At 59.9% G+C, this 11,210-nt stretch carries 9 protein-coding genes; 4 read left to right on the top strand and 5 right to left on the bottom strand.

What is annotated here, in order from left to right:
* Positions 1 to 502: 502 nt before the first annotated feature.
* The 3 genes from yihI to hemN are packed head-to-tail and all read left to right on the top strand — an operon-like array spanning position 503 to position 2,938.
* Complete coding sequence (gene yihI, locus OKB81_RS16580) at positions 503 to 1,084, top strand: Der GTPase-activating protein YihI (protein WP_039039515.1); 582 nt, start codon at positions 503 to 505, stop codon at positions 1,082 to 1,084.
* Positions 1,085 to 1,095: 11 nt separating this feature from the next.
* Positions 1,096 to 1,536 carry a DUF2489 domain-containing protein gene (locus OKB81_RS16575; RefSeq protein WP_160837034.1) on the top strand — a complete coding sequence of 147 codons (441 nt, stop codon included), beginning with the start codon at positions 1,096 to 1,098 and terminating at the stop codon, positions 1,534 to 1,536.
* 28 nt (positions 1,537 to 1,564) lie between these two features.
* A complete protein-coding gene (gene hemN, locus OKB81_RS16570) occupies positions 1,565 to 2,938 on the top strand; it encodes an oxygen-independent coproporphyrinogen III oxidase (protein WP_080767919.1) in 1,374 nt (457 codons plus the stop codon).
* Between the two features lie 68 nt (positions 2,939 to 3,006).
* On the opposite strand, the gene add is transcribed toward hemN, so the two are convergent.
* The 5 genes from add to glnA form a co-directional block, all read right to left on the bottom strand.
* The gene (add, locus tag OKB81_RS16565) at positions 3,007 to 4,008 is read right to left on the bottom strand and encodes an adenosine deaminase (protein WP_160837002.1); all 1,002 of its coding nucleotides are present in this window, start codon (positions 4,006 to 4,008) and stop codon (positions 3,007 to 3,009) included.
* Between the two features lie 141 nt (positions 4,009 to 4,149).
* Positions 4,150 to 5,568, bottom strand: a complete 1,419-nt coding sequence (glnG, locus tag OKB81_RS16560) for a nitrogen regulation protein NR(I) (RefSeq protein ID WP_010672523.1) — start codon at positions 5,566 to 5,568, stop codon at positions 4,150 to 4,152.
* Positions 5,569 to 5,577: 9 nt separating this feature from the next.
* Entirely contained in the window at positions 5,578 to 6,633 is a 1,056-nt protein-coding gene (gene glnL / locus OKB81_RS16555; protein ID WP_103858173.1) for a nitrogen regulation protein NR(II), read from the bottom strand.
* Between the two features lie 86 nt (positions 6,634 to 6,719).
* Positions 6,720 to 7,289: a DUF4124 domain-containing protein gene (locus OKB81_RS16550; protein WP_119197046.1), complete on the bottom strand. Its 570-nt coding sequence runs from the start codon at positions 7,287 to 7,289 to the stop codon at positions 6,720 to 6,722.
* Positions 7,290 to 7,480: 191 nt separating this feature from the next.
* Positions 7,481 to 8,890, bottom strand: coding sequence for a glutamate--ammonia ligase (gene glnA, locus OKB81_RS16545; RefSeq protein ID WP_010672526.1), 1,410 nt, complete (start codon positions 8,888 to 8,890; stop codon positions 7,481 to 7,483).
* A 350-nt stretch (positions 8,891 to 9,240) separates the two neighbouring features.
* On the opposite strand from glnA, the gene typA reads away from it, so the two are divergent.
* Positions 9,241 to 11,052 carry a translational GTPase TypA gene (gene typA / locus OKB81_RS16540; protein WP_043153538.1) on the top strand — a complete coding sequence of 604 codons (1,812 nt, stop codon included), beginning with the start codon at positions 9,241 to 9,243 and terminating at the stop codon, positions 11,050 to 11,052.
* Positions 11,053 to 11,210: the final 158 nt, after the last annotated feature.

The following is an 11,210-nucleotide window of genomic DNA, read 5'->3' as shown; positions in this document are numbered from 1 at the left end:
CCTGCATGGAGACGTGATTAGATCACAGACGATCAGCCTGTTCAAATTTCATTAACAAAGTGCGATCCCGCCCTGAGGGATGAACGGGGCTGCGGGAGGCAACCACCCCGATGGGAGGCAGGATGTCGCCGGTTTGGGTTAGACAAACAAACACACGCACACTCAGGACTGGTCAATAAGGATCAGGATGATCCAACGAAATGATGCGCCGTGGTTCGCCCAGGGATAAGGCGATTGGCTACCAGGGAATGGAACTCGCATGATGGAAAAAGGCAGCTTCGGCTGCCTTTTTTCTATTGGGTCATTAACCCGCCAAGACATTCTGTGTCAAAATACCAGCAACATGCCCAGAGGATGCCGATCCTGCGGTGTTCAGCGGCCCAAAGTGGTCGAATTGGTGCGGGATCCCACTCTTGTTCCATATTTACTGTTCCCCGCTTCAGCATCCTCCCCGGACGGCACGCTCCGGGGGTTTCCATTCAGTTATTTGTCGGAGTCATTCATGTCGGCCAAACAACCCAACCGCAAGCCTACCGGCAAGCGCAAAGAATCAGATGCCAGTGCCCAGGAAGGTCGTGAGCGCAAGCGCGCCGCCAAGCGCAAGGGCCTGAAGGCGGGCTCCCGCCAACAGGTCGAGCAGGCGGGCAAAAAGAGCGGCTCCAAGCAGGCCAAGGATCCACGCATCGGCTCTCGCAAGCCCATCGCGCTGATTGCCGACGAGAAGGGCAGCAAGCCGGTGGCGACCAAGCCTGCGAAAGAGAAGCGGGTGGTGATGACCCCCGAGCAGGAGCTGGCGTCCATCGAGAATGATGATCGCCTCAATGCCTTGCTGGATCGTCTGGATGCCGGTGAAACCCTGGAGGCCGCAGAGCAGGCATGGGTCGATCAGCGGGTTGACCGTTATCAGGAGCTGATGGACGAGCTCGGTATCATCGACAACGACGATGACGAAGATGGCGACATGGATTTTGATGATGCCGATTTTGACGAGCCGAGTCAGCCTGCCTCCGAAGAGGAGCTGTGGGAGCGTTTCTCTCAGGCGGACTACCAGCCTGAAGCCAAACCCGAGCCGAAGAAAAAGTGATGAGTGGATGGATGCTGGCCGCCCTGTTGGGTGGCCTGATTTTGCTGGGGCTTGCCGTCTATGCCGGCACCCTGATGGCGCGCCTCAAACGCCAGCAAGAGATGCAGCAGCACGCCATTGCGGCCCGCAACGAGCGGATCCTGGAGAGTGTCAGGGTGATCGCCCACGCGGTACGAGATGGTCAGTGCGACTACTCAGAAGGCGCCATCCGGCTGACCAATCTGCTGGATGCCTTGCAAATAAAGGGGGGCCGCGCCTTTGCCACCGAGTTCCCGGGGCTCTACGGCCTCTATGAGAAGGTGAAGGAAATGCCGACCCATGAGGCGAGGCGGGCACTCAAGCGCAATGAAGTGATGAAGATGGATCTCGAACGCAGCGGCTACGAGGCCGAGCTGGAGACGCAGATCCTTGAGGATGTCGCCAGACTGAAGGATTTTCAGTTAAGCCGGTGAGCCCATGACAAAGACAGAGGAAGCAAGCGTGCAAGCAGAACAGATTGTGTGGGATCAGGCCCTGATCGAAAAATACAACTACAGTGGTCCGCGTTACACCTCCTATCCCACTGCGCTGGAGTTCAACGAGGGGTTCGGCTATCCGGACTTTGTCCAGGCAGCGGGCCAGTATCCTGCACGCAATCTGTCGCTCTACGTGCATATCCCCTTCTGTCACAAGCTCTGCTACTACTGCGGCTGCAACAAGGTCATTACCCGGCACCAGCACAAGGCAGATCAATACCTCGACTACCTCGAACAGGAGATCAAGGCCCAGGCCCCCCTGTTCAAGGAGAGACTGGTCACCCAGCTGCACTGGGGTGGCGGCACACCCACCTATCTGAGCGAACCCCAGACTCGTCGCCTGATGGCCATGTTGCGGGAGCACTTCCACTTCGCCGAGGAGGGGGAGATCAGCATCGAGGTGGATCCCCGCGAGATCGAATTGTCCATGCTGGATGTGTTGCGGGAGCTCGGTTTCAACCGCATCAGCCTTGGCGTTCAGGACTTCAACAAGGCGGTCCAGGTCGCGGTCAATCGGGAGCAGGACAACGACTTCATCCGCGCCATGCTGGTTCGTGCCCGCGAGCTGGGGTTCCGCTCCACCAATCTGGATCTCATCTACGGTCTGCCGCACCAGAACCGGGAGAGCTTCCATCACACCCTGGAAGAGGTGCTCAAGACCGACCCGGCCCGCCTCTCCATCTTCAACTATGCCCACCTGCCGAGCCGTTTTGCCGCCCAGCACAAGCTGAAAGAAGCGGACATGCCGGCGCCGCAGGAGAAGCTGGCCATGCTGCAGGACACCATTGCCTTCCTGACCGGCCAGGGTTATCAGTTCATCGGCATGGACCACTTTGCCAAGCCCGATGACGAGCTGGCCGTCGCCCAGCGCGAGGGCAAGCTGCATCGCAACTTCCAGGGCTATACCACCCAAGGGGATTGCGATCTGCTGGGGCTGGGGGTCTCTTCCATCAGCATGATGGGGGATGCCTATTCCCAGAACCAGAAGGATCTCAAAACCTACTACGCCCAGGTCGAGTCACTGGGCCATGCCCAGTGGAAGGGGTGCTCCCTCAATCGGGACGATCTGATCCGCCGTGAGGTGATCAAGCGCCTCATCTGCGATTTTTCCCTGAACTTCGCCGCTGTGGAGCAGGCCCACGGCCTGGTGTTCAAGGAGTATTTTGCCGAGGATCTCAAGCTGTTGCAGACCTTCATCGACGACGGTCTGGTGCGCATGACCGAAGAGGGGCTGGAGGTGGTCTCCACCGGTCAGCTGTTGATCCGCAACATCTGCATGTGCTTCGATGTCTACCTGCGCAGCAAGGCGCGCCAGCAGCAGTTCTCCCGGGTGATCTAGGCCGGGCAATGTCGTGGGACAATAAAAAACCGCCTTTCGGCGGTTTTTTTATTGGGTTTTACCCCTGCTCAACGTTGAGCCGCACGGGCACTCAGCTCGGCCTTCTCGGCTTCGCTCAGGAAGGCCAGGATCAGGCCGTTCTGCTGGGCGGTGCGGATTTCGCTCACCGTCATGCCGGCAGCGGGGGCAGCCACCTCGTATTCGTGAGGCAGGTCGATCCCCTCCACCGCCGGATCGTCGGTATTGAGGCAGGCCAGCACGCCGGCCGCCAGGAACTGGCGGATCGGGTGATCGGCCAGACTCGCCACTGTGGTGGTCTGGAGGTTGGAGGTGAGGCAGGACTCGATGCCGATGCGGTGTTCGGCCAGATAGGCCATCAGGGCCGGATCCTGGATGGCCTTGACGCCGTGGCCGATGCGCTCGGCTCCCAGCTCGCGAATGGCCTGCCACATGCTCTCGGGGCCGGCGGCTTCACCGGCGTGCACGGTGACCCGCATGCCTGCATCCCGCACCCGGCGGAAGTGGTCGGTGAAGAGCTCGCCCGGGAAGCCCAGTTCGTCGCCGGCCAGATCGATGGCAACCAGGCGATCACGATGAGCCAGACAGGCATCCAGCTCCTGCTTGCACTGCTCGGTGCCGAATGTTCGGCTCATGATGCCGATGAGATTGGTCTTGATGCCGAAGTCACGGCTGCCTGCGGCCACGCCGTCGATGATGGCTTCGACTACGCCCTGCGGGTGCAGTTTGTGGGTCATCGCCATGTAGGCCGGGCTGAAGCGCAGCTCGGCATAGTCGATCCCGGCACGCAACAGATCTTCCACGTTTTCGTAGGCGACCCGGCGGCAGGCATCGTAGTCGGCCAGCACGGCCACGCCCCAGTCCAGTTTCTTCAGGAAGGCCACCAGACTCGGCTCGTTCTCGACGATCTGCACGTGTGGGCGCAGGGCCTCCAGTTCATCGGCTGGCAGTCGGATGTTGTGCTGACGTCCCAGCTCGAGAATGGTCTGCGGGCGGATGTTGCCATCCAGATGGCGATGCAGTTCGGTCAGGGGGAGGGATCTGTCAATCATGGGGCACCTTCTGCGAGTCGGGTTGGAAAGCCTGCCATTCTAGGCGGGGCGCCTGAAAAAGATACCCCGTTTGCAAGCAAACGGGGTGTGATTGGTCAGGCTTTCCCTCAAGGCGTGATGGGAATCGTTTTTCCCGCAGGCTCAGGGAATGTCGAGCTCCTTGAGCTTGCGGGTCAGGGTATTGCGGCCCCAGCCGAGCAGGCGGGCTGCCTCCTGCTTGTGACCATGGGTGTGATCCAGTGCCGTCTCCAGCATGATCCGTTCGAACTGGGGCATGGCATCCGCCAGGATATCGGTCTCCCCCAGCGCCAGCTTGGCGGCCACCCAGTCCTGCAACTGCTGCTGCCAGCCACCGGTCAGGGCTGGCTGGCCCGGCTCGGCGGTGCTAGTGATGGGAGTCAGCAGCTCGGTGGGCAGATCGCCTACCAGCACCTCCTGGCCCGAGGCCATCACCGTCAGCCAGCGGCAGACGTTCTCCAGCTGGCGCACGTTGCCCGGCCAGGGCAGGCGGCTGATGTAGGTCTGGGTATCCGGGTGCAGGCTCTTGGCCTCCACGTTCAGCTCCTTGGCGGCTCGCAGCAGGAAGTGCTGGGCCAGCTGGGGGATGTCCTCCCGGCGCTCCTTGAGGGCCGGAATATGGATGCGGATGACGTTGAGGCGGTGGAACAGGTCTTCCCGAAACTCGCCGTCGGCGACCCGTTTCTCCAGATTCTGGTGGGTGGCGGCAATGATCCGCACATCCACCTGCACCGGTTGGTGGCCACCAACCCGGTAGAACTGCCCGTCCGCCAGAACCCGCAGCAACCGGGTCTGCACGTCCAGCGGCATGTCGCCTATTTCGTCGAGAAACAGGGTGCCACCATCGGCCTGTTCGAAGCGGCCGTGACGAATGTTGTTGGCGCCGGTGAAGGCTCCCTTCTCATGACCGAACAGCTCGGATTCGATGAGATCTTTCGGGATGGCCGCCATGTTGAGGGCGATGAAGTTCTTGTGGGCCCGGGGGCTGTGCTTGTGCAGGGCATGGGCAACCAGCTCCTTGCCGGTACCGCTTTGACCGTTGATGAGCACCGAGATGCTGGAGCGCGACAGCCGGCCGATGGCGCGGAACACCTCCTGCATGGCAGGGGCTTCGCCGATGATCTCCGGGGTGGTGGTGGCTTCCTGTTGGCGAGCCTTGCGCTTGGTCCGCTGCTCCTTGAGGTGGTTCTCGGCCCGGCGTACCAGGGTGACCGCCTCGTCGATGTCGAACGGCTTGGGCAGGTATTCGAAGGCGCCGCGCTGGTAGGCGTTGACCGCGGAGTCGAGGTCCGAGTGGGCCGTCATGATGATGATGGGCAGATCGGCTTGGCGGCGATGGATCTGCTCCAGCAGGCTCAGGCCGTCGATGCCCGGCATGCGAATATCCGAGAGGATCACGTCCGGTGAGCGCATCTCCAGTGAACTCAGCAGGGCTTCGCCGTCGGCGAAACTTTCGCATTCGAAGCCTTCGCTGCCAAGGGTGCGCTCCAGAACCCACCGGATGGAGCTGTCGTCATCGACGATCCACACTTTTGCTGTCATGAGGTTCCCTTACTTGCGAAGTGGTAAATAAATGGTGAATTCGGTGTGGCCCGGCCAGCTGATGCAGTCGATGCGCCCCTTGTGCTGATCGATCAGGTTCTGGGCGATGGAGAGGCCCAGGCCTGTTCCCCCGTCCTTGCCGGTGATCATGGGATAGAAGAGGGTGTCGCGAATGGCGTCGGGAATGCCGGGGCCGTTGTCGATGATCTTGATTTCGGCCGCCAGGCGATAGCGCTGGCCATGGATGGTGATCTGGAAGGCGGTGCGCGTCTTGATGCGGATGAGGCCGTCCTGATCCCCAAGGGCCTCGGCGGCGTTGCGCACTATGTTCAGGAACGCCTGTTGCAGCTGGTCCGATTCCATCTCGAATTCGGGGATGCTGGGGTCGTAGTCCCGCTCGATGCGGATCTGCGGCGGCAGCTCCAGGTCCACCAGACGGCGCACCTGCTCCAGCACGGAGTGAACATTGTGCATCTGGTGACGGCCGGGACGCTGGGGACCGAGCAACCTGTCGACCAGCACCCGCAGGCGATCGGCCTGCTCGATGATGATGCCGGTGTATTCACGCAAGGCCGGGTCGGGCAACTCCTTTTGCAGTAGTTGGGCCGCGCCGCGCAATCCCCCCAGGGGGTTCTTGATCTCGTGCGCCAGGCCGCGCACCAGCTCCTTGGCGGCCTGCTGCTGGGCGTGTTGCTGCAGCTCCTGGCTGATCTTCTTCTGCTGATCGATCTTGCGCAGTTCTACCACCATCAGTCGCTGTTCATGATCGGCCATGGGGCTGACGCTGATCTCTACCAGCCTGGGCTCCCCCTCCACCACCAGGGTGACTTCGCTGTCGGTGAAGCCCTGCCCCGAAATGAGGCACTGTTTGAAACGCTGCAGATCGAGAGAGATGTGTTCCAGCAGGTGGGGCAGTTCGATGCCGATCAGTCGTCGTTCGCTGAGGGAAAGCAGCTGCTCTGCCGCCGGGTTGACGAATTGAATGCAGAGACGTTCATCCATGAGAATGACGGCGGTCAGCAGGTTGTCCAAGAGTGTCTTGGCGTTGTCCGAGCGGGTTGGCACAGGTTTCTCCCTAAAACGGTGCTGTACACCTAGAATGCACCAATATAGTGCATCAAGTTTACCCGCATCGGTGCGTCACATCACCCCTAATTGGCCTTGGGGGAGGCTCTGGGAGCCTGATTCACCGACGCCCTGTGCAGGTAAAAGGTGGTTGGCTTAGATTTAGCAAGGATCGTACCGTCTTTGGCGAGCAACTCGAGCCGTGCCTCATAGGCGCCCCTATCGAGGTTTTCCACCCGTATGGCCAGGCTGTTGTGAACCAGGGGCACCGCCTTGCCGTTCAGGATCAGACGCACATCGTATTGCACCGGGACCTGGGGAGAGATCTCGCCCTGGAAGACGATGTTGCCGGTATTGTCGCGCAATGTGCTGCCCGGTTCCGGAGAGATGAGGTCGATCTCCAGGGGAGCGGCTTCCAGGGCTTTCCTGGCATCGACACCGGTCAGGCTGTTGAAGTTGTCCACCTGGACCGAGTGGGGGGCTGTGCCGATGAGCGGCGAGACCCGCAGGTCCACCTCTTTTGCGCTCTTGCCGGGAGGGGGGGCATCGGTGTAGTGGGTCACCCCCTGGGGATCGACCCAGGAGTAGACGCGGGCGGCCTGTGCGGAACAGGAGGCCATCAGCAGGAGGCTCAGCAGCCAGGGTACAGTGTTCATCCATCTCTCCTTGACGGGGTTCACCTTAATCCTATCAGAGAAAAACCACGGGGTCGGGGTGTGAACAGCCGAGGGTGGTACGGCTCCGTGAACGGGATCATCTTTCTGTACGATCGTGCCCGTTTGGCGGTATTTCCGTTGCCAGAATGAAAAAAACCCGCCAGATGGCGGGTTTATCATGGGAAAGCGGATTAGACGGAGTAGTACAGCTCGAACTCCAGCGGGTGCGGAGTCATGCGCACGCGGTCAACATCCTGCTGTTTCAGTTCCAGGTAGGAGTTGATGAAGTCATCGCTGAACACGCCACCACGGGTCAGGAACTCACGGTCTGCATCCAGTGCGGACAGCGCTTCGTCCAGGGAACCGGCAACGGTCGGCACTTCGGCGGCTTCTTCCGGCGGCAGATCGTACAGGTTCTTGTCCATGGCATCGCCCGGATGGATCTTGTTGATGATACCGTCCAGACCGGCCATCAGCTGGGCCGCGAAGGCCAGGTACGGGTTGGCAGCCGGATCCGGGAAGCGTACTTCGATGCGGCGGGCTTTCGGGCTCGGCACGACCGGGATACGGATGGAGGCAGAGCGGTTGCGGGCGGAGTAGGCCAGCATGACCGGTGCTTCATAGCCCGGCACCAGACGCTTGTAGGAGTTGGTGGTCGGGTTGGCGAAGGCGTTGATGGCCTTGGCGTGCTTGATGATGCCGCCGATGTAGTGCAGTGCCATCTCGGACAGACCGCCGTACAGGTCGCCTGCGAACAGGTTGACGCCGTCTTTGGCCAGGGACTGGTGGCAGTGCATGCCGGAGCCGTTGTCACCGAACATGGGTTTCGGCATGAAGGTGACGGTCTTGTTGTAGGCGTGGGCCACGTTGTGGATCACGTACTTCAGGACCTGCACTTCGTCAGCCTTCAGGGTGAGGGTGTTGAAGCGGGTTGCGATCTCGTTCTGACCGGCGGTCGCCACTTCGTGGTGGTGAGCTTCGACGACCTGGCCCATCTCTTCCAGCACCAGGCACATGGCGGCACGGATGTCCTGGGAGGAGTCAACCGGGGCAACCGGGAAGTAACCACCCTTGACGAACGGACGGTGACCCTTGTTGCCGTGCTCGTAGTCGGTACCGGAGTTCCAGGCAGCTTCTTCGGATTCGATCTTCACGAAGCTGTGGCCCATGGTGTTGGAGAAGGTGATGTTGTCGAACATGAAGAATTCCGGCTCCGGCCCGAACAGCACGGTGTCAGCGATGCCGCTGGACTTCAGGAAATCTTCGGCACGCTTGGCGATGGAGCGCGGATCGCGGTCATAGCCTTGCATGGTGGCGGGTTCCAGCACGTCACAGACGATGTTCAGAGTGGTCTCTTCGGTGAACGGGTCCAGTTTGGCGGAAGCCGGGTCCGGCATCAGCACCATGTCAGACTCGTTGATGCCCTTCCAGCCGCCGATGGAGGAACCATCGAACATCTTGCCGTCTTCGAAGAAGTCTTCGTCAACCTGGTGGGAAGGGATGGATACGTGCTGCTCTTTACCCTTGGTGTCGGTAAAACGCAGATCAACAAACTTGACTTCGTGTTCCTGGATCAGGGCCAAAACGTTCTGGGCTGACATGCTAAGTAACCTCCGGTGTTAAAACTCTTTGGGTGAATGCGTCGTCACATTCACATAAGCCAGTATCGTGCCAAGTTTGTGACAGCTTGATTTCAGGGCACTTGCACCGTTTCAGGCTGTCGAAAAACCCGTTCTCATGCCGGTTGCTGCATTAAAGTGGTGCAACCTTGGATCGTTTTGGTGCACCGAGATGGTGCGCCAGCGTATCCAGGCCATCTAAGCAGCCTTTTGCTGCGGGGTCCATGATCCTGATCCTTTGTTGTGTGTGAATGTGTTGCAATTCTGCTAGGCAGATCACAAAGGCGAGAGTACAATTAGCGCCCAATTTTACCCGGTGATTTGAGGCGAGAATGTTAGAGAATTTACGCAATATTGCGATTATTGCGCACGTTGACCACGGCAAAACGACTCTGGTTGATAAGCTGCTGCAGCAATCCGGCACTCTGGATCGCACCAGCGAAGGTCAGGAACGGATCATGGACTCCAATGATCTGGAACGGGAACGTGGCATCACCATTCTCGCCAAGAACACTGCGATCCGCTGGAACGACTACCGCATCAACATCGTGGATACCCCGGGTCACGCCGACTTCGGTGGTGAAGTTGAGCGTGTACTCTCCATGGTTGACTCCGTGCTGCTGCTGGTCGACGCCGTTGACGGCCCGATGCCGCAGACCCGTTTCGTGACCCAGAAGGCGTTCGCCCAGGGTCTGAAGCCCATCGTGGTCATCAACAAGATCGACCGTCCGGGTGCTCGTCCTGACTGGGTAATGGATCAGGTCTTCGATCTGTTCGACAACCTGGGTGCCACCGATGAGCAACTGGACTTCAAGGTTGTTTACGCCTCTGCACTGAACGGTTGGGCCACCCTGGATCAGGACGTCCCGTCCGAGAACATGGAACCCCTGTTCCAGGCCATCGTCGACAACGTGGAAGCCCCGAAGGGCGACGTTGACGGTGCCTTCCAGATGCAAATCTCCCAGCTGGACTACAACTCCTACGTGGGCGTCATCGGTATCGGCCGCATCACTCGTGGTCGCGTCAAGACCAACCAGCAGGTCACCATCGTCAGTGCCAACGGCAAACCGCGTACCGGCAAGGTCGGTCAGGTGCTGGGCTACCTGGGCCTGTCCCGTACCGAAGTGACCGACGCGCAAGCGGGCGACATCATCGCCATCACCGGTCTGGGCGAGCTGAAGATCTCCGACACCATCTGTGACAACAGTGCCGTCGAAGCCCTGCCGCCGCTCTCCGTTGACGAGCCGACCGTGAACATGACTTTCCAGGTCAACACCTCGCCGTTCGCCGGTAAAGAAGGCAAGTTCGTCACCTCCCGCAACATTCTGGAGCGTCTGAACCAGGAGCTTGTCCACAACGTGGCCCTGCGCGTGGAAGAGACCGAAGATCCGGACAAGTTCCGCGTCTCCGGCCGTGGTGAACTGCACCTCTCCATCCTGATCGAAAACATGCGTCGCGAAGGTTACGAACTGGCGGTATCCCGTCCGGAAGTTATCCTGCGTACCGTGGATGGCGAACTGCAAGAACCGTTCGAAACCGTTACTGTGGACGTGGAAGAAGCGCATCAGGGTTCCGTGATGGAGCAGCTCGGCCTGCGTAAAGGCGAGATGACCAACATGACCCCGGATGGCAAGGGTCGCGTCCGTCTGGACTTCATCATCCCGAGCCGTGGCCTGATCGGCTTCCAGACCGAGTTCCTGACCATGACCTCTGGTACCGGTCTGCTGTATCACACCTTCGACCACTACGGTCCGCACAAGGGTGGCAGCATCGGTGAGCGTCAGAACGGCGTGCTGATCTCCAACGCCACCGGCAAGGCTCTGACCTTCGCCCTGTTCGGTCTGCAAGACCGTGGTCGTCTGTTCATCGGTCACGCGACCGAGGTGTACGAAGGCCAGGTGATCGGGATCCACTCCCGCTCCAACGACCTGACCGTCAACTGCCTGAAAGGCAAGCAGCTGACCAACATGCGTGCCTCCGGTACCGATGAAGCCCAGGTGCTGACTCCGCCGATCCGCATGACCCTGGAGCAGGCTCTCGAGTTCATCGACAACGACGAGCTGGTCGAGATCACCCCGAAAGCCATCCGTATCCGCAAGAAACTGCTGACCGAGATGGATCGCAAGCGCGCCGGTCGTGCTTGATCGAGAGCTGTTCATCGACAGACCAAAGAGAGGCCTTATGGCCTCTTTTTTTATGGGCTCGACATGAGGGTGCATGGGGCCTTATACCAATCAGATTAAAGATGTGATCTAATTGCTCTATTCTGGTTTCACTGTACTCAGTATGTCCGATCCAATCG

It is taken from the genome of Aeromonas sp. QDB56, assembly GCF_027705505.1.
In the GTDB taxonomy this organism is placed as follows: Bacteria; Pseudomonadota; Gammaproteobacteria; order Enterobacterales; family Aeromonadaceae; genus Aeromonas; species Aeromonas caviae.
Note: the sequence above shows the minus strand (reverse complement) of the source record. Positions and strands in the feature narration are given on the sequence as shown.